At 60.6% G+C, this 22,130-nt stretch carries 22 protein-coding genes; 16 read left to right on the top strand and 6 right to left on the bottom strand.

All coding sequences use genetic code 11. The features are described 5' to 3' along the window. The first annotated feature begins 7 nt into the window (after window positions 1-7). The 16 genes from ASD02_RS36810 (at window position 8) to ASD02_RS07800 (ending at window position 17,739) form a co-directional block, all read left to right on the top strand. Entirely contained in the window at window positions 8-331 is a 324-nt protein-coding gene (locus ASD02_RS36810) for a TrbC/VirB2 family protein (RefSeq protein ID WP_057216055.1), read from the top strand. 1 nt (window position 332) lies between these two features. Then, entirely contained in the window at window positions 333-623 is a 291-nt protein-coding gene (locus tag ASD02_RS07875) for a VirB3 family type IV secretion system protein (protein WP_057216052.1), read from the top strand. After that, window positions 620-3,031: a VirB4 family type IV secretion/conjugal transfer ATPase gene (locus ASD02_RS07870; RefSeq protein ID WP_057216049.1), complete on the top strand. Its 2,412-nt coding sequence runs from the start codon at window positions 620-622 to the stop codon at window positions 3,029-3,031. Before ASD02_RS07875 ends, ASD02_RS07870 begins: the two co-directional genes overlap by 4 nt. Further along, window positions 3,024-4,202, top strand: a complete 1,179-nt coding sequence (locus ASD02_RS07865) for a transglycosylase SLT domain-containing protein (protein WP_057220508.1) — start codon at window positions 3,024-3,026, stop codon at window positions 4,200-4,202. The genes ASD02_RS07870 and ASD02_RS07865 overlap by 8 nt, the downstream gene beginning before the upstream one ends. Further along, window positions 4,199-4,915: a type IV secretion system protein gene (locus ASD02_RS07860; RefSeq protein WP_057216039.1), complete on the top strand. Its 717-nt coding sequence runs from the start codon at window positions 4,199-4,201 to the stop codon at window positions 4,913-4,915. The genes ASD02_RS07865 and ASD02_RS07860 overlap by 4 nt, the downstream gene beginning before the upstream one ends. 184 nt (window positions 4,916-5,099) lie before the next feature. Next, window positions 5,100-6,119 carry a type IV secretion system protein gene (locus ASD02_RS07855; RefSeq protein WP_057220507.1) on the top strand — a complete coding sequence of 340 codons (1,020 nt, stop codon included), beginning with the start codon at window positions 5,100-5,102 and terminating at the stop codon, window positions 6,117-6,119. A gap of 29 nt (window positions 6,120-6,148) precedes the next feature. Further along, window positions 6,149-6,400, top strand: coding sequence for a hypothetical protein (locus tag ASD02_RS07850; protein WP_156408377.1), 252 nt, complete (start codon window positions 6,149-6,151; stop codon window positions 6,398-6,400). A 16-nt stretch (window positions 6,401-6,416) separates the two neighbouring features. Further along, entirely contained in the window at window positions 6,417-6,788 is a 372-nt protein-coding gene (locus ASD02_RS07845) for a hypothetical protein (RefSeq protein ID WP_057220505.1), read from the top strand. A 153-nt stretch (window positions 6,789-6,941) separates the two neighbouring features. Continuing rightward, entirely contained in the window at window positions 6,942-7,676 is a 735-nt protein-coding gene (locus ASD02_RS07840) for a type IV secretion system protein (RefSeq protein ID WP_057220504.1), read from the top strand. Then, window positions 7,676-8,458, top strand: a complete 783-nt coding sequence (locus tag ASD02_RS07835) for a TrbG/VirB9 family P-type conjugative transfer protein (protein ID WP_057220503.1) — start codon at window positions 7,676-7,678, stop codon at window positions 8,456-8,458. The genes ASD02_RS07840 and ASD02_RS07835 overlap by 1 nt, the downstream gene beginning before the upstream one ends. Beyond that, on the top strand, window positions 8,455-9,876 hold the full coding sequence (virB10, locus tag ASD02_RS07830; protein WP_057220502.1) for a type IV secretion system protein VirB10: 1,422 nt from the start codon (window positions 8,455-8,457) through the stop codon (window positions 9,874-9,876). The genes ASD02_RS07835 and virB10 overlap by 4 nt, the downstream gene beginning before the upstream one ends. Then, on the top strand, window positions 9,873-10,871 hold the full coding sequence (gene virB11 / locus ASD02_RS07825) for a P-type DNA transfer ATPase VirB11 (protein ID WP_057220501.1): 999 nt from the start codon (window positions 9,873-9,875) through the stop codon (window positions 10,869-10,871). The genes virB10 and virB11 overlap by 4 nt, the downstream gene beginning before the upstream one ends. Then, window positions 10,868-12,985, top strand: a complete 2,118-nt coding sequence (locus ASD02_RS07820; RefSeq protein WP_057220500.1) for a type IV secretory system conjugative DNA transfer family protein — start codon at window positions 10,868-10,870, stop codon at window positions 12,983-12,985. The genes virB11 and ASD02_RS07820 overlap by 4 nt, the downstream gene beginning before the upstream one ends. 1,046 nt (window positions 12,986-14,031) lie before the next feature. After that, complete coding sequence (locus tag ASD02_RS07810) at window positions 14,032-15,414, top strand: amidase (protein ID WP_057220498.1); 1,383 nt, start codon at window positions 14,032-14,034, stop codon at window positions 15,412-15,414. A gap of 23 nt (window positions 15,415-15,437) precedes the next feature. Beyond that, a complete protein-coding gene (locus ASD02_RS07805) occupies window positions 15,438-16,799 on the top strand; it encodes an amidohydrolase family protein (RefSeq protein WP_057220497.1) in 1,362 nt (453 codons plus the stop codon). A gap of 13 nt (window positions 16,800-16,812) precedes the next feature. Then, on the top strand, window positions 16,813-17,739 hold the full coding sequence (locus tag ASD02_RS07800; protein ID WP_057220496.1) for a dihydrodipicolinate synthase family protein: 927 nt from the start codon (window positions 16,813-16,815) through the stop codon (window positions 17,737-17,739). A gap of 177 nt (window positions 17,740-17,916) precedes the next feature. Here ASD02_RS07800 and ASD02_RS07795 read toward each other — a convergent pair whose 3' ends face one another. The 6 genes from ASD02_RS07795 to ASD02_RS07770 all read right to left on the bottom strand — a co-directional run bounded on the left by ASD02_RS07795 (window position 17,917) and on the right by ASD02_RS07770 (window position 22,130). Continuing rightward, window positions 17,917-18,717: an amino acid ABC transporter ATP-binding protein gene (locus tag ASD02_RS07795; protein ID WP_057220495.1), complete on the bottom strand. Its 801-nt coding sequence runs from the start codon at window positions 18,715-18,717 to the stop codon at window positions 17,917-17,919. Continuing rightward, complete coding sequence (locus ASD02_RS07790) at window positions 18,714-19,355, bottom strand: ABC transporter permease subunit (protein ID WP_057220494.1); 642 nt, start codon at window positions 19,353-19,355, stop codon at window positions 18,714-18,716. Before ASD02_RS07790 ends, ASD02_RS07795 begins: the two co-directional genes overlap by 4 nt. Continuing rightward, entirely contained in the window at window positions 19,352-20,119 is a 768-nt protein-coding gene (locus tag ASD02_RS07785) for an AroM family protein (protein ID WP_057220493.1), read from the bottom strand. Before ASD02_RS07785 ends, ASD02_RS07790 begins: the two co-directional genes overlap by 4 nt. After that, complete coding sequence (locus tag ASD02_RS07780) at window positions 20,116-20,793, bottom strand: amino acid ABC transporter permease (protein ID WP_063978343.1); 678 nt, start codon at window positions 20,791-20,793, stop codon at window positions 20,116-20,118. The genes ASD02_RS07785 and ASD02_RS07780 overlap by 4 nt, the downstream gene beginning before the upstream one ends. A gap of 25 nt (window positions 20,794-20,818) precedes the next feature. Then, window positions 20,819-21,601 (bottom strand): transporter substrate-binding domain-containing protein, encoded by a 783-nt coding sequence (locus ASD02_RS07775; protein WP_057220491.1) that lies wholly within the window; start codon window positions 21,599-21,601, stop codon window positions 20,819-20,821. A 160-nt stretch (window positions 21,602-21,761) separates the two neighbouring features. Further along, window positions 21,762-22,130 (bottom strand): cupin domain-containing protein, encoded by a 369-nt coding sequence (locus ASD02_RS07770; RefSeq protein WP_057220490.1) that lies wholly within the window; start codon window positions 22,128-22,130, stop codon window positions 21,762-21,764.

Raw genomic sequence — 22,130 nt, 5'->3', positions numbered from 1 at the left:
CATTCGAATGAACATTCTTCCCATGATGCAGCGATCGAGAAGCAAAGTTATTCTGTCACTAGCGCTGCTGGCGACGCCCGCCGCGTTGGTGCCGGAATTCGCCTATGCGCAATCTGCGGCCCCGATCGAAGGCATTCTTGACTGGTTCGTCGGTGTCCTGCAGGGCAACGTCGCGCGATCTTTCATGATCATCGCAGTGTGCTTTCTCGGCTTTCTGTTCCTCTCTGGACGCATGGCCTGGCAGGTTGCAATTTCGATCATCATCGGCATTGCGATCATTTTCGGTGCGGCCGAGCTGGTCGACGCTATGAAGTCCTCGGCGGGCCTCTGATATGCAAGACGATGCTCCCGATGTCGAACCGCTCATCCTGCCGCTGACGAGGCCTCCAATGTATTTCGGGGTGGATATCATCGTGTTCGTGGTGAACGGCATCTTCGGGATCGTCATCTTCATCGCATCATCGAATTTCCTGGCGCCGCTGGTCGTCCTGCCGATCCACTTCGTCGCGCTCTACCTATGCCAGCGGGATATCCACATCGTCCGGGTCGTGCAGGTGTTCCTGTCGATGCGCAGAGCGATCCGCAACAGGCACTTCTGGAAAGCGGGGAGCTACGCCCCATGAACATTGTCAATCGCGACTTGAAGTTCGGGCGCGAACGCGCCCGCGACATGGGGATCGGCACGCATGTCCCGTATCTCCGCCATGTCGATGAAGCGACGATCGTCACCAAATCCGGCCTGTTTCTGCAGGTAATCCGGTTATCCGGCCTCCCATACCAAACGATGGATCAGGCGGAGATCAATGCGCGCCTGGCCAACCGCAACATGACAGTTCGGTCGCTCGGATCGTCGCGTTTTGCCCTTTACGCCACTATCATCCGTCGTCAGATCGTGCCAGCAATCGACGGCGATTTCGATAATCCCTTCGCCGACGAGCTGAACGCCCGCTACATGGACGGGCTGAAGCACCGGACGATGTTCGTCAATGAGCTTTACCTCACGGTCATCCGACGGCCTATGACCGGGCGCGCCGGCAAGGTCGACCGCATGTTCGACGTCTTCCGCATGGCTGACAATGAGGTCGAAGCCAGCAGCGAGGCGTTGCGCGACCTAAACGACATGGTCTCTGGTATCGTCGGCGACTTTCGCTCCTATCGCCCGGAAATTCTTTCCTGCGTTACCCGTGACGGCGGTATTTATTCCGAGCCAGCCGAGTTTTTCGCCAAGATCCTCGCCGCCGGCGACGAGCGGACGATGCCGCTGCCTCGCATGTCGCTTGCCGACTATATCGGGACCGGTCGGATCATGTTCGGCCGCAAGGCAACAGAAATCTGGTCGGCGGATGGCTCGACCTCCAAGGTAGCGGCGATGGTGTCGATCAAGGAATATCCGCCGATGACGACGCCCGGCCAGCTCGACGGATTGCTGCGCCTGCCTTACGAATTCATCGTTACCCATTCTTTCGCGCCGGAAGATCGGACAACCGTCACGGAGGCGATCGTGACGATCAGCAGGCAGATCGCAAACTCCGACGATGGCGGCACGGTGGTCGAAGACGACATCGAGACGGCGCGCGACCGGCTCGCCTCGGGCGAAGTCGTGTTCGGAAAACACCACATGACGGTTGCGGTGTTCGAGCGCGATCTCTCGCGGCTAAACCGTGCCGTAGCCGACGTATCCGCCGAACTTGCGCGCATGGGCGTTGTCGCCGTTCGCGAGGACCTCAATCAGGAAGCCGCCTGGTGGGCGCAACTGCCAACCAACTTCTCCTATATCGCACGTCAAGGGCTTATCTCGTCGGTGAACTTTGCAGGGCTGTTCTCCGCGCATAACTTCCCGTCCGGCCAGACACATAAGGTCCATTGGGGCGTTCCCATCTCGCTGTTGGAGACCACCAGCCAAACCGCCTATTTCTTCAATTTTCATGAGGCTGATGTCGGCAACTTCACCATCATCGGCCCGACCGGATCGGGCAAGACCGTGGCGCTTTCCTTCCTCTTGGCGCAAGGCATGCGTGTCGAGCCACGGCCGCGCTGCGTCTTCATCGACAAGGACCGCGGCGGCGAGATTTTCGTCCGTGCCATGGGCGGGCGCTATGAACGGCTTTCGCCGGGGGAGCCGACTGGCTTTGCACCGCTCCAGCTTGAAGACACGCCGGCCAACCGAAGCTTTGGCAAGACGCTCGTCTCCTATTTGGTCACGCCTTCGGACCGTGTGCTCAATGCCGAAGAGATGGCCGTCATCTCCGATGCGATTGATAGCATCTATACGGATTTTAACCGGCAACAGCGCCGGCTCGATATGCTCGCCGAGGCCATGCGAGGGCGCATGCGCTCTGGCATTGGCGACCTCGCCGACCGGTTGAAGGAATGGACCACCGGTGACAAGGGCTGGCTGTTCAACAATCCCGCCGACAAACTGGACTTCTCTGGCTCGGTGAACGGCTTCGACATGACGGAGATCCTCTCCGACAAACGTACGCGATCGGCAGTTTTGCTCTACATGTTCCACCGCATCCAGGAGATCCTCGACGGCCGACCGTCGATGATCTTTCTCGACGAAGGCTGGCGGTTGCTCGATGATGAGGTCTTCTCCGGCTTCATCAAGGATTGGCTGAAGACCATCCGCAAGATGAACGGCATCGTCGGCTTCGGCACGCAATCGGCAGCCGACGTGGTGCTCTCAGATCTCCGCAACACGATCATCGAACAGACGATGACCAACATCTTCTTTCCCAACGCCTCCGCCGATGAGGAGAGCTACCGGAGAGCTTTCGGGCTCTCGGATAAGGAGTTCAGCTTCGTCAAGCAGGCGGACAAAGCGAGCCGCACGTTCCTGATCAAGCATGCACAGGACTCAATTATCGCTCGGCTCGACCTGTCGGCGATGCCCGATCTGGTGAAGGTGTTGTCCGGTCGGCCGGAAACGGTACGCGAATGCCAGACGCTACGCCTGAGCTATGGCGAGGAGCCGGCCGCCTGGCTCCCACATTTTTGTGGCTGGACCCTCCCGGAGGCGACCAGTGCGTAGAACGATCCTTCTCCTGCTCTCCGCTGCACTGGTGACAGCACCAGCACCCGCGGCCATCGCGGACATTCCTGTTAACGACAACGACATGAAGGAAAAGCGCTCCGAGGATGAAGGGCATTCGAAGAAGGACACGGCGACACGAGGCCACCAACTCGAGGATCAGACGATCACGAACTGCAACATCTCAAATAAGGAGAAGTACCGCCGTCTCTACCGCTCACCGGCGCAAGCGGTGCACGAGGATGCCAAAAACGTCGAGCTGATCAAGCACTATGCAAACAAGCACAATGTCCCTGTCGGCCTTGCGTTGTCGGTGGCCCACGCCGAGTCCGGAATATCGACGTGCTCCGGCTCTCCGACCGGTGTGAAGGGCGTCATGCAGCTGACGAAGAAGACAGGCAAGGGTATGGGCTTCGACCGCGAAATCAATGAGGAGAACATCGAGGGCGGCGTCAAATATCTCGGCATGGGCGTAAACAAATGCGGCAGCACCGACTATGCCTGCGTAGCCTCCTGGTACAACGGCTCGACTGCTTCAGAGCAAAGCAACTGGGCCGGCAAGGTCGGTCGGAACCATGCCTGGTTCAACGCCTATGCCGGCGGCTCGAATATCGAGGACATTTCTTCGCCGTCGTTCAAATCCTATGTCGACTATGGCTCCGGCGCTACGCGCAGCTCGAATAGCGCGGCAGTAGGCGCGGTCGGTCGCGTCGTTCTCGGCATCGATGCAAGCACGGCACGCGTCCAGGAGGCGGGCCGGCGCATTGATAGTCTTTCAGCGTCCGCTGGGGCCTCGGAAATCTATCAGGAGGCGTGGGATGACAATACACAGGCGCGAGCCTTCAATGCCGAACTGGTGAATAACCTGATCACGGCACGCACGCTCTTCAACGAGCTGCTTCAGGCCAGAATGCAGATGAAGCTGTCGAAGATCTCGGAGACAGCCAAAACCCTGAAGTCCGATCCAAAGGTCAATCCGTACAGCTGCGATCCGGTCATCCTAGAACAGATGAAGTTGTCGCGCGACGACTGGCCACGCTGCGCCGTAGTCGTGGATGCAGATGCGGAAACCACGATCATGTCCCCCCAAGGCACCGACGGCGCGATCGGCAACAATCTTCTCTTCATCCAGAATGCCGCAAACGCGGCCGATCAAGGAGGTCTGCAATGAAAAAGACGTTCGCCGTGGCTACCGTCCTCGCCTTCTCGACACCGGTCCTCGCCGACGTTCCAGTGATCGATAAAAAGAACCTGGCGATCGCCAGGAAGAACGCCGAAAACACCGGCGAGATCATGAAAACCAACACCAACATCCTCGAAAAGACCAAGGAGATCCTCGGCGCGCTGTCCGGCAGTCGCGACGGGTCGATGGGGATTTCCTCGACCGGCCTCGGCGGCAACATGTCCGTTTCGGCGGCGCCATCGTTCTCCTCGATCATGAACGGCGGCACGCTGTCATTCGGCGGTCTTGGCTCCGACGCACAGAACGTTGCGGCGACGCTGATCAACGGGCTGCAGCTCGTCAAGCAAGTGAAGGCGATCGTCGAAGGCGAGGATGCCGGGGCGATGAACCATGCCTTTTCCGGTACAGTCAACACGGCCGCCCTGCTCTCGGCGCTGACCCAGCAGGCATCGCAAGGCGTTTCGCAGCGTGAGCAATCGCTGCAGTCGGCAACTGGCCAGATCGGCTCGGCCGAAGACGTCAAGGGTTCGGTCGACGCCAATACCCGCATGCAGCTGGAAACGGCGCGCACGATCAACGAGCTGATCAGTGTCTCGAACGGCGGGGTTTCGGCGCTGAACACAGAAATGCAGATGCGGCTCACTCAGCAGTCGGAGACAGCCAAGATGCTGCAGTACAAAGACGTCAACCCGTTCAAGTGAGGCCGCATGCCATTGCTCGTCGCGATAATGCTTTCTGGTCTCGCGCTGGTTGCCGGATGCCAGACGAAGGGTGAAAAGAATGCCCCCTGCCCGCCGATATCGAGCTTTGTGGAGGCGGATGAGTTGTGCGGTCCGGCACGGCCCGTCAACGGCGTCTTCGCGCCTGTCCTGAGGGAATGAACGGATGGCGGCAACCACGATCATATCGGACATTTTCGCAAAGCTGGACGCGATCGGCGAGACGTTCATTCGGAACACCTACGAGGGCCTTGCGCTTCAGGTGAATGTTCTGTTCGGGTCAATGCTCACCCTCTATGTCATCTGGTGGGGCTATATGATCCTTGCCGGTCGCGACAGCTTCTCTGTGCCGGAGGCGGCCTGGCGGCTCGGCCGAGCCTTCTTCATCTATTATATGGCGACCAACTGGGGCGCCTTCTCTGCCACGCTCTACAAGCTCGTGCAGTCCGTGCCGAACCTGATCTCCGACACGATTATCGAGTCGATCGCTGGGTCCGGCGGCGTGCTCAATGGCGGAACCGACGATACGACGGGAGTGGTGAAGATCCTCGACGCCGTCTTCGAGACCGCAGGTAAGGTTTATGAGCAGGTTGCCACCGGCACCTTCGAATATGTCGGCGCGCTGATCGGCGCTGTCGTGTTCGTCGTCGCGATGATCTTCATCGCGGTCGCTGCGGCCGCGATCCTTGCGGCCAAGCTGATGCTGTTCATCACACTGGCGCTGGCACCGATATTTATCATACTGGCACTCTATCGCTGGACGTTCCGCCTCACCGACGGCTGGCTGTTGCTAATGGTCAATCTGATGGTGACGCAGACTTTGATGATGGCGTTTCTTGCCTTCCTTTACCAGCTCATCGAGCTTGCCATCAACACGGCCAACAATACCGCTACGGAAAGCAAGCTCTCCTATGTGGCGCCGTTCGTGATCGTCTGCCTGCTGGGAATCGTGGTGTTCCGGTTTATCCCCGCCTTTGCCGCAGGCATTACTGGGGGCGGCGCGTTGGGGCAAGGCGACTCGGCTATCGTTGGTGGCCGCGAAACGATGCTTCGGGCTCGGCGAGCGTATAGAGGCAGAACCGGGATCCTTCGTGGAGGGCTACAGAGCCGCCGCACATCCGCAGACGTTCAGAACGCGCGAGCACGAGCAATTCAAATGGAGACGGAAAAGAATGGGCACTTTTAACGATCCAGTCTCTTGGACGAAGGACAATCTTGAGAAAGGCAACGCCGATGTATCCGTGGGATGAGGACCGTAGACGTGCCGCAGCGATCGACATGCAAAATCGCTTGAACGAGCCGATGGCAGAAAAGGCTAAGCAAAGCGTCAAGCCCGGAGACAACCGAAAGTTTCTTGTATTCATGGTCGTCGTCATCTTCTTCAAGCCCTTCGCCGAGTATTGCATCCATCTTTACAACACGCTCGCCGGATATGTTCACAGCCTTGGCAGTGTATTCGGCTTTTGAGCTTGGAGGTCCCTTGATGAAGAAGATCGCCTCGACGATCATAGCAGTCGGCTTGCTTTTTCCCGGCCTGGCATGGTCTCAAACGCCAAGCTCGATCTTGCCCGTACTGACGGGCGCTTATGCCCCCGACGAAGGCGGCTGCGAAGCCGCAGCTGCGGCGTTCATCTATGTCGAGGACAAGGGGATCGGCGCGAACAAGACCGCCGGGAAAGTTCTGTCCCTAAAACAGGAAGGCAGCTCCTTTGTTCTCGATGTTTTGTGGATCGAGGCCGGCTCCGATGAAACGGACGGCGATCGTGACACGGTCCAGATCGACGTCAAGGATGATCGCTCCTTCTATTTCACGAACACGGCTTCGAAGAGGATCCTGATGCGATGGTGCAGCTAGTTTCCTAACCGCTGCGCCGGAGCTGAGCGACTCCAGAATTCAAGGCTATCCGGCTCCCTCCCCGCACGGATGTGGTCGGTAAAGGCGATCACTTGGCCTAGTGAATAAACTATAGTTAATTATGCCGCAGACGGCGGACCATCGGACACTCCAATGAGCAACACAGAGCCAACCGATAACAAGCCCGAAACCCCGCCGATTGATCTCACCGCCTACTGGGTAGCCGGCGCATCATGGGAGGCGGAACTCTATCGCAAGGAGCGCCGCTCGCGGAAAATCGCCTGGACCGTGGCGACCGTGGCCGGCTTTTCCACACTGCTCAGCCTTTCGGCCCTCAATCTGCTGGTGCCGCTGAAGCAGTTCGAGGCCGTGGTGGTGATCGCCGACAAAACCACCGGCTTCGTGGAAGTCGCCCGCTCCTTGAACGAGAGCAAGCTTTCCGAAAACCACGCCGTCAAGACTGCGAACATCGTGCGCTATATCCGGGCGCGCGAGACGTATGACCCTCGGGCGCTCAAGGACAATTACGATCTAGCCCAGCTCTATTCGACCGGCCAGGCCGCCTCGGATCTCCGCCACGACTTCGAGCCCGCGAACCCGCAGTCGAAGGACAAGATGCTCGGACGCAATACGCGCATCGCCGTTACCATAAAATCGGTCTCGTTCCTCAACTCTTCCACGGCGACGGTCCGCTTCTCAACCGAGACCCGTCGCGACAACAGCCTTCGGCGAGAACACTGGGTTTCGGTGGTCCGCTTCCGCTATACGACGGCGCCGCTAAAAAACGAATATCGCTTCGACAACCCGCTTGGCTTCCAGGCCACCGAGTATCGGCGCGATCAGGAATCGCTGCCGGAAGTACTGCCGGCGGACAAGGCGGCGCGCTGATGCGGAAATCTCTTCTTTCATTCGCGGCGCTATCGCTACTTGCCGTAGCGATAGCGCCAGCCCTGGCCGATCCCCGCATCCGCTACATCACCTTCAACAACAATGCGGTCGTGACCGTTCCTGCAGGACTCGGCGTCTCGACCATGATCCAGCTTGGAAGCTCGGAGGTGATCGAGACGATCTCGGCCGGCGACACGGCGAGCTGGTCGATTGTCCCGAAGAAGGGGTCGGGGATCCTGTTCGTGAAGCCTCTGCGCGAAAATGCCGAGACGAACGTCAACATCGTCACCAACCAGCGCGTCTATGCCCTTCTGCTGAAGGGCTCGGCCGCGGCCGACCTTCGGGCGGCATTCCAGGTTCGGTTCAAATATCCCGACGAGGATGTCAACGCCCGGCTGTTGGCAGCCGCGCAGGAGAGTGCCAAGGATCCCCTGCTGAAGGATCTCGACCCGAGCCGGTTGAACTACGATTACGTCTTCCGCGGCGATACCAGCCTGAAGCCGAGGGTCGCCTTCGACGACGGCACGCATATGTATCTGGAATTTCCGGACGAGATTCCGGCCATCTTCGTCGTCGAAGGCAAGCGCCAGGAATCCCTCGTCAATCTGCGCACGCAGGGAAAGTATGTCGTCGTCGACAAGATCGCCGGCCAGTTCACGCTGCGCGCCGGCGACAAATGGCTTTGCCTCTACAACCGCCAGGCCAATCGCCATTCCTTCGATCTCATCGAGGACGCCTACGGGCCAAAGCGCCTCGACCGCAAAGAGGAGCGCCAGCGATGAGCAAGATCGACTTCGACCACCTCGATGGGCAGAGCAGTGTTGCCAACGACCGTAATGGTCGCCTCGGCAAGCTCGCCCTCCCTCTCCTGTTTGTCGTCGGCGCCGGTGTGCTTGCCTATGTCAACTGGCCGACCGACCCGCAGAACCCCAACCTGACCGAAGCTTCAGGCGAGACTTTCGAGACCTCGAACTCCAGCATCCGCAACTTCCCGGAGGAGCCGGTAAAACAGGCGGCCGATCCGAACCTTGTGCAGATTCCGACTGCCGAAAAGAAGTCAGTGGAGTCCGCGGCGGTCAACCTTACCGTGAACGCGGGCGACGATCTGGAAAAACTGCGTCAGCTCGAAGAAGCGCGTCGCCGCGCCGAGGAAGAACGACTTCGCATGGAGGAGGCGCGCCGGCGCGCCGAAGAGGAAGCTCGGCTTGCCGAGCTGGAGGCCAAGCGCCGGGAGGAGGAGGAAAAGGCACGGTGGGAGCGGCTCCGCTCGGACCAAATTATCGTCGACGGCTCCGGCGGCGAAAGCCTGTCGACCGGCGAACACTCGGTGACGGTTGCTGACGACGGCCAGCTCGTCGCGGTTCCCGGCGTGGAAAGCGACGCGAACAAGGCGTTCCTCGCCCAGTCTGAAAAGCAGACGGTCAGCATCGTTAAGGCGACGCGCTTCGATCGGACCGACGCGCTTGTGGCCCAGGGCACGATGATCCGCGGCTTTCTGGAGACGGCCATCAACACCGACCTTCCCGGCATGGTGCGAGCCGTCGTGCGTGAGGATGTCCGGTCTCTCGACGGCGGTCGCGTCCTCATTCCGAAAGGCTCTCGCCTCATCGGCGAATACAAGTCCGGCCTGGCGCGCGGCCAAAAGCGCATCTTCATCGTCTGGTCCCGCGTGATCCGGTCCGATGGCCTGTCCGTCGAGATCGCCTCGCCCGGCGCCGACCGTCTCGGCCGCGCCGGGCTCACCGGCGAGATCGACACGCATTTCTGGGAACGCTTCGGTTCTGCGATCATGCTGTCGGTGATCGGCGGCGCGGCGGAATATGTTTCGGCGCTCGGCGACACGGCGGCGGAAAGCGCTCGTTCGATCTCGACGGTCGATCCGATCACCGGCGCGGTCACGACGATCACAACCGAACCGAGCCGAACGGCCGCGGAGGCGCGATCGATCGCCACGGAGAAGTCATCGGCGATCCTTCAAGACATTGCCAACGAGGCTTTCAAGGAAAGCTCGAAGATCCCGCCGACGATCTACGTCGCCCAAGGGGAGTCGATTATCGTCTATCTGCGGCGCGATCTCGATTTTTCCGACTTCTATGCCGATCCGGTCCGGCAGGAGATGATGCGGCTGAAGCGTGGCGGGCAAATCCGGCGCAACGTCGATTCGACGCCCTATTATCCGATCGCGCCGATCCACAAATGAAGCAGTTCCCGTTTCTCGAAAAGGCGCTGGAGCGGTTGAAGCCTTATCTCTCGGATGATCGAGTCTCCGAAATCTCCGTCAATCGCCCCGGCGAGTTGTTTATCGAGCGGCTCGGCGTCGGCGGCATGGAACGCGAGGTCGATGCGCAGTTCACCGCCGATTGGATACGGACCTTGAGCGAGCGCGTTGCCGGCTCTACCAACCAGGTCGTCAACGACGAGCATCCCATTCTGTCGGCATGGCTTCCGACCGGGGAGCGCTTCCAATGTGTTTTGCCGCCGGCCGCACCCGACGGCGGCGCGATCTCCATCCGCAAGCAGGTCATCCACGACATAGGGCTGGAGGTCTACAAGAACCGCGGCGCATTCGAGCATACCAGGGTCGGGCGGCAACTCAGGCTCTCGACGGCCGAGGAGGAGCTTGCAGCCATGATGAAGCGCGAGGTCAACGCCATGCAGTTTCTTCAAACTGCCGTGCGCTCGCGAGTTTCGATCGCCATATCCGGCGGTACGTCGACAGGCAAAACGACCTTCCTAAATGCACTGCTCAAGGAGATTCCAGAAGAGGAGCGCATCGTCACCATCGAGGACGCGCGCGAGTTAAAGCCGATCACCCCGAACACAGTCGCATTGCTCGCCTCGAAGGGAGACCAGGGCCGCGCCAAAGTGACGCCGCAGGAGCTACTCGAAGCCTCACTGCGCATGCGTCCAGATCGGCTGATGTTGGGCGAGCTTCGCGGCGCCGAGGCGTTTTCCTTCCTTCAGGCGATCAATACTGGCCATCCGGGATCGCTGACAACGGTCCACGCCAACTCAGCGCGCTCGGCCTATGACCGCTTGGCGCTCATGGTCATGCAGAGCGGTGTTGCGCTCGAAAAACAGGAGATCATCGATTACCTCAAGGAAGTGATCCCCGTCGTCGTCCAGCTCGCGCGGGTCCCCGACGGGCGGCGCGTTGTGTCGGAGATCGTGTTCACCAAAGGGGGCGTGCTATGAACCCGGCAATCCTGCTGTTCGGGCTGGCGATTGCCGCCGCCGTAGCCTCGTTCGTCGCTTCGCTCGCCTATGCCGGCCTCTACTATACGTTCGACAACTCGATATGGATGTTTCAGGCGCTGCAGGACGATATCCTTGCATCCTATAGCGCGGCGCGGCTCGATCTCGCCGCCAGTGACTGGCATCGGCCGACGATAGCGGCCGCGACTGGCCTGTTCGCCGGTGGCGCTGTGCTTGTTGCCGCCATGACAGGCAAGAAGAAATCGACCGACGCTCGCTTTCTCAGTACGCAGGAGGCCCGCGCCCTTGGCCTCACGCGCACCGGTGGCGTGTTCGTCGGCCGGATCGGCGGCAGCTTGATTAAGGTTCCAGGCGGATTCACGCAGCGCGGGTCCGGCCGGCGTCGGTTCATGAAGCCCAGGCTGTTCGGCGGAGAGAAGCTCTGGATCGACGGGGATGACGTCGGTGGCTTCGTGATCGGACCGCCGCGGTCGGGCAAAGGCGCATCGCTGATCGTGCCGAACTGCCTGCTATGGCCGGACAGCATCGTAGTGCTCGACATCCGCGGCGAGACCTATGAGGCCACGGCCGGATATCGTTCGAAATTCTCGCGCGTGCTACGTTTCTCGCCGGCAGACGAAAATGGCGCTACGGAATGCTACAACCCGCTCGACTTCGTTGCGATCGACCCCGACCAACGCGATATCGACATCAATTCCATCGCGACGGCTCTTTTGCCGACGCCGAAGGGCGACGCTTACTGGATCTCCGACGCCCGCGCACTCTTTGCCGGCGTTACGTCATGGGTACTGGAAAATCCGGATATCTCCGACAAGGATAAGAACCTTGGGACGGTCCTCAATGTGATCGAAGGCGGCAACAAGCCGCTTCGTGAGTGGTTGGAGGAAGTCGCCAATACTAAGCTTCGCGCCGAATGGATTAGTCCCTTTACATACACCACCCTCGCCCGCTTCGCCGTCATGGCCAGCAAGCAATTTGATGGTGTCTATGGCTCGCTCGCCGCAGCGGTGCGGCCGTTCAAGAACAATCGGATCCTGCGGGCGACGGCGCGATCGACATTCGACATCCGCACCATGCGCCGGCAGAATATGAGCCTTTATTTGGATTTCCGCATCCAGCAGATCGGCTTGATCGGCCCGATCTTCAATGTATTGATGGTCCAGTTCATGGATTACATGTCGCGAAACATGATGGCGCGTGACGAGCGACGCGTGCTCGTTCTGCTTGATGAATTCCAGAACCTCGGCAAGCTGGAAAACGCGCTCACGGTCGCGACCGTCCTCGGCGGCTACGGCATCCCCTGCTGGTTCTTTGTCCAATCGCTCCGGTCGATCGACAACGTCTATACGCGCGAAGGCCGTCAGACGCTCGTCAACTCCGCCCGCGCTCAAATCTTCCTTGGAGCGCAGGATCCTGAGGATCAGCGGTATATTTCGCAGCTGCTGGGCGAGCGGAAGGAAGTGACGGTCGACAAGGCCGTTTCCACGGGCTTGACCCTGTTTGATCGCAAGGGCGCCACGATGTCTCATAAGACCACGATGCGGCCCCTGATGCGCCCTGACGAACTCGGCTCAATGGACGAGACGCGGTGCATCATCAAGCTTCGAAATCAGCAACCAATTTTTGGGGTTCGGAATTTCTACTATGCCGACAACGAATTATTGAAACGCGCGTGGTTGCAGATACCCGGGCCGAAAAGTCAGCACGTCACCAATGACGCAACCAGTTTCACGACTAGGCATCCTGAAGATCGTTCTGATAGTCCACCTCCCCCTGATACAACACCTGGTGGGAAGTTTGCGGCGAAAAGCTTAGCGGGGATAATGATGCCTTCGACCAGATCCATACCTGTGCAAATTTGTCAGGTACCAAGTGCTTCTCATACGTCACAGCACGCCGACGAACCTCGCAACGTGAATTCAGTGGGAAGCGAACCGGACTTTAAATCAGCGATGAAAAAGACCGCGGTGCGAAAAGCCGAAGCAGATAAATCGCTCGAACGGATATTGACGATATTCGAACGCGCGCCCCCGAAGAAACGGGCGGCGAAAAAGCTTCAAAAAGAGATTCAATCGGCATTTTCCGACAAATAGCTCCTTTTCCAACGGGATTACAAATCGATTGACAAGACTGGCATTAGACTTTTTCCGATCCGGATCTTGCGTCTCGCCTTGCCGGCAACCGAGCGCACCGGTTCGGCCGACGGTTCGACAGGCGAACGCCGAGTTCCTTTTCCAGCGACTGGATCTGACAGTTCAAGGCCGCTCTCTGGGAAAGATCCCAACGGTGCTCGAATGTGAAGTGTTCGAACTCTTCGACAGGAAAGTAGGAAGGTGAAACCTTTAAACCTTTCCCGTGGGCGCAAGGGATAAGACCGAGGCATATCGGCCCAAGTTTCAGTCGATAAATTATGCGATCCTAAACGCACAAAAGAGGAACAAGATTGAACGTTACTCCCGTCTCCCTAAAGTGCTCGAGCCGAACGTCGCTTTCCGGGCTGACAACGAAGCTATGCGTCAGGGTTCAGTTCCTGAGATCCGAGGCGCAATGGCGGTGGCAGAGGGTTTCAAAGGTCGCGCGCGCAGCGCATTGCCGGTGCTTGTGGATAGAGGCTTTGGTCTCGTCATAGCTCCCGACGAACGCCAGCGCATCGTGCTCCGTCTCTCGTGCTGACTGCGATTGCACGTGAACTCGCCGGCTTCATCTGGGACATTACTCGCAAAGGTGCCGCTCACGGTCTGACAGTATTGCCTCTTCCTGCCTGTGCAGCATGCTGGACATGGCGTCCAGAGATAAGGGAACCTTCGACACACGTTCGGATAGTAGAAATCGGGATGCAGATGCCGAAGCGTGCCGTCACCGTTTTCAACCTCGATCTGGCGCTCATACTCGACCGCGACGGAATGCAGCCGTAGCTAGTTGACGATCGTCTGGCCACAACCATCAGCTCCTGCTGTCGGGTTCTCCGCTTTTTCAGAACGGACAGACTAGCATTCGTGGCCTGCAATGCCCCGAACCTACACATGCAAGCACTCTGTATAGTCCAGCGCCTATAGTCGTATCTCGCGATCCTATTGGACAAAAATTGAGCAGAAATTCAGTCTCGCGCTCAGAATTTAGTCTCCGAAGGATAGTGATTATGAAAATCGAAACGGAAAAGCCGCTGTGGCAGTACACGGCGAGCGAGCTCGGTGCAGCCTACCGTCGCGGCCAGATCAAGCCAAGCCAGGTCATCGGCGCCGTCCTGGCGCGCGCGGGCGATATCGACCCTGTTCTCAACCTATTTGCCGTTCTCGATGCCGAAGGCGCCCGCCAGGCGGCCCGTGAAAGCGACGCACGCTTTGCCGCCAACACGCCGCTCGGCGATTTCGACGGAATCCCGATCACCATTAAGGACAACATTCCGGTAAAGAATCTCCAGCTGGCCTGGGGCAGCGCGCTCTACAAAGGCCAGATCGCCGAGAAAGACGAGACGCCGGTCGAAAGACTGCGCGCGCAAGGCGCCGTCATCCTGGGCAAGACGAATGTATCGGAATTCACCCTCGGGCGTGGCAATGTGAACACGCTCGCCTTCGGCGTGACACGCAACCCGTATGATCCGGCGCTGACTTCCGGCGCCTCGACGGGTGGCGGTGCTGCGGCGACGGCGGCCGGGATCGGAACCGTGGCAATCGGAACGGACGGCGGCGGCTCCATCCGCCGTCCGGCATCCTACAACAACCTCGTCGGCCTCAAGCCTTCGACGGGGCGCGTCGCCCGTGTCAACGGCCTACCGCCCATCCTTGGTGACTTCGAAATCATCGGCCCGCTCGCCCGCACCGTGGACGATCTCGCCCTGGCACTTTCGGCCATCGAAGGCCCCCATGCGCATGACCGGGCCTCGTACGGTTTCTCCAAAGGAGGGGTGGAGCCCGTGCGCCGCGGGCAGAAGGTCCTGTTCGTACGCGAGGTCGCCGGCATGACGGTGGAGGAGCCGATCGCAGCCTCCGTGGCAGAAGTGGCGGACAACTTGAGGGCACTCGGCTTCGTCGTGGAGGACGGGCCGGCCCCCTTCGATGCCGCCCTGTTCGAGAAGCACTGGCCGGTGATGGGAGCGACTGGTCTTGCCTGGCTGCTCAAGGACACCGATTGGGAGGGCAAGGTCGGAGCGCCCTATCCGCCGATGATCGAAAAGGGCCGTGCGCTGACGGCCGTGGAATTCTTCGACGCGCTGATGGCCTACCGCTCGATCTACGAGCAGCTCGCGCGGGCGTTCGACACCTACGATCTCGTGCTTACCCCGGCCGCGGGCGCCATGCCCTGGAAAGCCGAGGATTTCGCGCCTCCCTATCACCGGGCGTTCACCGGCTTCGTCAACGCGGCCGGCCTGCCAGCCATTTCCATCCCCTCCTCACCTTCCTCAAGCGGGATGCCGATCGGCTTCCAGCTGATCGCCCCCTTCGGAGCGGACTGGTCGCTGATCTCCATCGCCAAGCTCTACGAAGAAGCCCATCCGTGGATTCAGAACGCACCCGCAATTTGACGGGCAAGGACAAGGAGACAGCGATGGATTTGGTGATCAAGGGACGGGTGGTCGCGCCGGAAGGAACTCACTCAGGCTGGGTGGCCGTCCGGGGGGAAAAGATAACGCAGATCGGCACCGGCGCGGCGCCCAGCGCTGCAACAGTGGTGGACTACGGCGATTGCCTCATCCTGCCAGGCTCTATCGACGGCCAGACCCACGCGACCAACAGCAAAGGCCTCGTCGGCTTTGCGCCGGCGAGCGCCTCAGCGCTTGCCGGCGGCGTCACCACCATCGTCGACATGCCCTACGACACGCCGCTGCCGCTCGATATACCGGAGCGGCTCACGGCAAAGATATCCGCAGTCGCGGCCCATTCCCTTTGCGACGTCGCGCTTTACGCGACGGTGACGAAGGAAAGCGGTCTCGACCATGTGGAAGCTCTGATCGAAGGCGGCGTCGTCGCCTTCAAGATCTCCTCATTCGAGAGTAGCCCGGTGCGTTTCCCCCGCATAGACGAAGCGCTGACGCTTGACCTTCTGGAAAAACTTGTTGGCCGCGACCTTCCTCTTGGCCTACACAACGAAGATCAGGAGATCGTCCGTTCCCGCACAGCAAAGGCACGAGCGGCGGGACGGGACGGGATCAGCGCCCATTGCGACAGCCGACCGCTCGCCGCCGAGCTTGCCGCCACCGGCCAGTTCCTGGCGCTCGGCCAGGCTGTCGGCGCCCACGCCCATATTGTCCATATCTCGCACGAAAAAGGTTTCGCGCAGGTCGCCGCATTCGCCGGCATCGGCGCTCCTGTGACCGGCGAGCTTTGTGTCCACTACCTCTGCTTCGACCCCGCACACGACGGTGCCCAGCTCGGCGCTCGCATGAAAGTAAACCCGCCGATCCGACTCGATGCCATTGACGGCCTCTGGCGCGCGCTGGAATGCGGAACCGTGGCCTTCGTGTCTTCCGATCATGCCAGCTGGCCGATCGACAACAAGCTCGGCGTCTCGATCTACGAGGCTGGCGCCGGCATTCCCGGCCTCGAAACCCTCGTACCCGCCTTCTTCTCCGCCGCACAGGCGCGCGGGCACGACGCTGCGCGGCTGACGGCGGAGTATCTTGCCGCCCGGCCTGCCCGCTTCTTCGGCCTTTCCAGCCGCAAGGGTGCGCTCGCACCTGGACTCGACGCGGATTTCTGCGTGCTTGAACAAGGTGAATTCATCTGGGATGCCGCGAAGGCGCATGACGGATTGAATTGGAGCCCATTCGACGGCCGCCGGTTCGATGTTCGCGTCGCGGCAACCTGGCTGCGCGGAAAGCCGGCCTGGAACGGCTCGCAAATCCTGCTGTCGCAGGGCAACGGTCAGTACCTTCGCCGCCAGGGCCTGGGCTGGTTTCCAACACATTGAAAGGTCACGTCTCATGGCGCAAATCAGTGCCGCTTCGCGCGGTGTCTATGTCATCGCGGTCACTCCTTTTCACGAGAACGGTGCGATCGACATCGAAAGTCTCGACCGGGTGACGGATTTCTATATCGAATCCGGCGCGAGCGGGATCACCATCCTCGGCATGATGGGCGAGGCTCCCAAGCTGACCCAGTCCGAAGCACGCGAGGTAGCGCAGCGCGTCATCCTGCGGGCGGGCGATGTTCCCGTCGTCGTCGGCGTCAGCGCACCGGGGCTTGCCGCGATCGGCGAACTCGGCCGGACGGTGATGGACATGGGCGCAGCCGGCGTGATGATCGCCCCGCCTATGAGCCTGCGCACCGACCAGCAGATCCTCGGTTATTACCGGCAATGCGCAGAGACGCTTGGAGTGGACGTGCCGATCTGCCTCCAGGACTTTCCGCTCGCTACGACCGTGCAAATCAGCAACGACCTACTCGGCCGCATCGTTGACGATGTGCCGGAAATCGTGATGCTGAAGCATGAGGACTGGCCGGGCCTCGACAAGATTACCGCCCTGCGCGCCGCCGAAGCCAAGGGACGCCGAAGGATATCCGTTCTGTGCGGAAACGGCGGGGTGTTCCTGCCGGAGGAAATGGCGCGCGGCGCCGACGGAGCTATGACAGGTTTCGGTTATCCGGAAATGCTCGTTACGGTCTGCGAGAGCGTAACGAAGGGCGACATCGACCATGCACAGGACGTGTTCGATGCCCACCTGCCGCTGGTGCGCTACGAACAGCAGCCCGGCATCGGCCTTGCCGTGCGCAAGTACGTCCTTGCGCGGCGCGGCGCCATTGCCTCCGCAACGATCCGCAAGCCCGGCGCGCCGCTGAATGCCGCCGCCATCGCCGAGCTCGAGCGTTTGATCGCCCGGCAGGAAGCGCGCCTCGCCGCGTTGCGCTGACCTGGAAGCCTTGCCGCAAATAAGGCCAGTGTCGAAAGACACCGGCCTTATTTGCGTTGATAAACCGTATTGGAGCGGCCGCGCCACAGTCCGGTTCCTTAGAAACCGTGTCAGAGACATTGTTGAATGGAAGCCCTCCAGGACGGTGCTGAAAGCCAACTCGAAGGGGCTTGCAATCTAGTGGCTCAGGAAATTCCGGATGCGTTGCGGCGCCTGGTCGGAGAAGATCACCGCGGGTGCACCGTCTTCGACAATGCGGCCGTTTTCCATGAAGACGACTCTATCGGCGACGTTGCGGGCAAAGCCCATCTCGTGGGTCACGACCACCATCGTCATGCCCTCGCGGGCCAGCTCACGCATGACTTCAAGAACCTCGCGAGCAAGTTCCGGATCCAGCGCCGAGGTCGCCTCATCGAAGAGCATGACCTTAGGCTGCATAGCGAGCGCGCGGGCGATGGCGATGCGTTGCTGCTGGCCGCCCGAAAGCTCGTGGGGCCTGGCGGACAGTTTTCCCCCGAGCCCGACGCGCTCGATGAGCCGCACAGCCCGATCTCGTGCTTCCTCCTTCGGGGTCACACGACAGGCAACTGGCGCATACATGACGTTTTGCAGCACCGTCATGTTGCGGAAGAGATTGAATTGCTGGAACACCATGCCGGTCTCCAGACGGTGCAGGCGCAGGACGCCTTCGGCGGCGGGATGGAGCTTGCCGCCCTTTTCAACCTGCCCGACGAGATGCCGGTCGACCCAGACTTCGCCGGCTGTCGGTCGCGCCAGGTAGTTGATGCACCGCAGGAGCGTGGTCTTGCCGGACCCGGACGGGCCGATGATGGCGACCGTCTCACCCTTGCGTATGGTCAAGTTGACATCGTGCAGGACGTTGAGAATGCCATAATCCAGCCGAATGCCACGCAGTTCGACAATGTTTTCCGGGTCGGGACGATCCGGCCAGCGCCGGTCTTGCTTCGCTGTATTCATGGGGAGGTGACCTTTGCGGAAAGTCGGCGCTCGATCCGGATGAGAACGATATTGATCGTCGCGTAGATTGCGCCGGCGATGAGGACATGGACGAGCGGATTGCCACCCGCATAGAGACGACCGTTTGCAACGCTCATGATCTCCGCGGTGGAAATCGCCGAGGCAAGCGAGGTCTCCTTGAAAAGCACGGTGGTGCGGCCGATGAGCGGGCCGGATGCGATGCGGAGCACTTGAGGAAGCAGAACCGAGCGAACAAAGCTCCAGTATGGAATACCGAGCGCCCGGGCAGCCTCGGCCTGCCCGACGGGCACACCCTCATAGGCCGCCCGGAAGATCTCGTAGTAGTAGGCGGCCGCGAAGAAGGTGAAGGCGGCGATCGCCGCCACCATTGGCGAGACGTTCCAGCCAGCCCAGGTCGAGCCGTAGAATGCGAGGAAAAGCAGGATCAGCGGCGGCGTCGTCTGAGCGAGCCAACTGTAGATGCGGATCACGGCGCCGTTGAAGCGGTTTCCGGCGATATCGAGCAGCATGAAACCGAGCCCGATCAACACCGAGAGCGTACCGCTGACGACGAGCAGCAGCAAAGCCTGCCCGGTACCCTGCACATAAAGTGCGACCGTCTGCCCCACCTCCGTCATCGCGATGCCTGTTCGGCGCCGGCGGGAAGGAAGGACAGCGCCATGCGAACGGCCGCCATGGCGGCGGAAACCACCGGTACGCCAAGCCGGCGGGAGATTTGCTCCGCCGCGCCGGGACCGGTTGCGGCACCGTAGGCCCAGATGAAGACGAGATCCGGCCGGACAGGCGCGAGATCGCCGACGATCGCGTCGATATCGCTGCCAGCACCGCTGAACTGGAGCGACAGTTCTCCGGCCCAAGGCTGGCTCCGCCACCCCTCGACTTGCTGCCGGCGCTGGCGGTCGCCATAGACCACAAGCCCGATGCGCGCAGCCGGCGTGGTGCGGGCGAGCATCTCGGTCTGCGCCGTCATCGCATAGGCAGGAAAGATGACCGGCAGGCGGGAGCGAATATCAAGCGCCGGCAGCATCTCGGCGGCACAGACGATGGTGAGGGTCACCCCTTTATCTTCAAGCCGGGAGGTAGCCGCGCCCAAGCGACCGGTCAGCGCCTCCCGGTCGAACCATGTATTGGTTCCGGGAGGACCGACAGCCCGGTCCGAACCTGCGCCGTGATGGAGCGCGCGGATGGCCGGTGCTTCGGCGGCGGCCTCTATTGCTTGCAGCTCGGTCGCGGTCAGGTTATCGAGGACGTGCTCCCAGACCGGCACGATTTCGAAGCCATGGGCGGCGAAAAGACGGTTATGCAGGGCGTCGAGATCGGGGCGCGGGCCCTGCCCGAGGCTCACGAATCCGATCCTCAAGGGAGGATGGTTGCCGTTCATGCGCCGACCTCCTTTGCCGCAGACGCAAGCCGGCGTGTCATATTCCAGCGTACGGCCTGAGCGGCGAGGCTCAGCACGCCCCCCATCAGGATATAAATGAGGGCAGCGGCGATCAGGATTTCGAAGGGCTGATAGGTCATGGAAACGATTTCGTTGGCCACAGATGTGAGTTCAGGAATGGTGATGATCGAGGCAACGGACGTGCCCTTGAGGACAAGGGTGGCATTGGAGAGGTAGGTGGGCGTGAAGATCGGCAGCGCCTGAGGAAAGACGATCTGGACCCAGATGCGCCATCCGGGTAGCCCCAGCGCCCGCGCCGCCTCGATCTGTCCGGTATCGACCGCCCGCAGGCCGGAGCGAAAAATCTCTATATTGTAGGCGATGGCCGAAAGCGTGAGCCCGATCACTGCCACCGGAAGGGGCGGAAGCACGATGCCGAACTGCGGAAGCCCATAGTAGAAGAAAAACAGAATGACGAGCGTCGGAAGCGAGCGCAGCAGAAGGGTGGCCATGTCCAGCGCCCGGGAGGCGGGCGAGACGCGGGTCAGGCCGACGACGGAAAGCGGAAGGGCGATGACAGTCGACAGAATGAGCGTCAGCATCGTCAACCAAACGGTGACCCAGGCCGCCTGCAGGAGAAGCGGAAGGTGTTCCGCAAGATAGTACATATCCATGGATGCCGTCCGCTTCCCGTCAGGATCACTCGCCGGTGATCCATGTCTCTTTCAGCTTGTCGATCGTGCCGTCCGCCTTCAGCTTGGCGAGCGCATCATTGACCGCTGCCAGCAGATCGGGTTCGTTGCGGCTGACGACGAGGCCGTGCGTATAGGGCGAAACGTTTTCTACGACGAAGCCGGGCTCAAGCACGGTCACGCCCTCCTCTGCCCGCGCATGGAAACGGGCAGTAAGATAGTTCATCGAAACCGCGTCGATTCGCCCGTTCTTGAGATCGAGCATTTCCTCGGCGATACCGGGGTAAGTCGTCACCGTCACGTCGCCCTCGAAAATCTTTTCCAGAATAGGCCCTTCCTGCCCGCCGCGCACGACGCCGATCCGGTGACCACGCGCCTGATCGACGGAGGCGACCTCGCTATCCTTCGGCACGACCAGAGTGGTGAAGTTCTCGACGGTCGGTTCGGAAAGATAGAGATCGGGCGAGGCCATGCGGGCTGGCGTGCGGGCCACCGCCGAGCAGATCATATCGAAGCGCCCGGCCTTGAGACCTGGAATGGTCGCCGCGAAATCAACGCGCACGAACTCAGCCTTCAGTCCGAGATCCAGGGCGATCCGCTCGCATAGGGCCACGTCGAAGCCGCCGAGGGAGCCGTCGGACTGGACAAGGGTCAGCGGCGGTGCGTTACCGGTAGTCGCGATGGTCAACTGGCCTTCTTGCACCAGGGCTTGTTTGAAATCATCCGCCACCGCATGACCGGCGGCGATGAGCCCGACAAGGGAGAAAGTGAGCAGTTTGATAATCTTCATTTGGTTGATCTCCAGTTTTGGCAAGTGGAGCAGCTTGCCTGTTCCCCATTCTTGTTTTTTTCAGAAGCTCAGATGAGCCGATAATTTGTTTTCATGCCAGATTCATTCCGGCAATGAAGGCATAGGCGAACGCTTATGGAGCCCGCCGACGCTTCACGGTTCAATCAAAATGCATCACCGGCTTTCCGACCCACCCGGGCAACTGATCGGGTCGTGGGGGCGCGAAAATCTCGTAGTAGCTGCACCCCTCCGGGCCGCAGGCCACGACACCGTGCCGCGCCCGGGATGGCACGAAAACAAGGTCGCCCGGTGTCACCTCGCTCTCCTTGCCATCGACGACAATCGTGCAAAGGCCCGATAGAATGACCATGAGCTGCTCGTTTTCATGCCAGTGCAGCCGTCCGTCGAAGACGGTATCGCCTGCGTTTTCGATGAAGACGGCGGAAATGAGATTGCCACAGACGGCCTTGCGCACGGTGCCTGTCCGCAGTCCGGCGGCAGGCGGCAAGCTGTTCCAATCGATCTTCAT

The sequence above is a fragment of the Ensifer sp. Root1252 genome (assembly GCF_001425885.1).
In the GTDB taxonomy this organism is placed as follows: Bacteria; Pseudomonadota; Alphaproteobacteria; order Rhizobiales; family Rhizobiaceae; genus Ensifer; species Ensifer canadensis.
The sequence above is the reverse complement of the archived record's forward strand: the minus strand, read 5'-3'. Positions and strand labels throughout refer to the sequence as shown.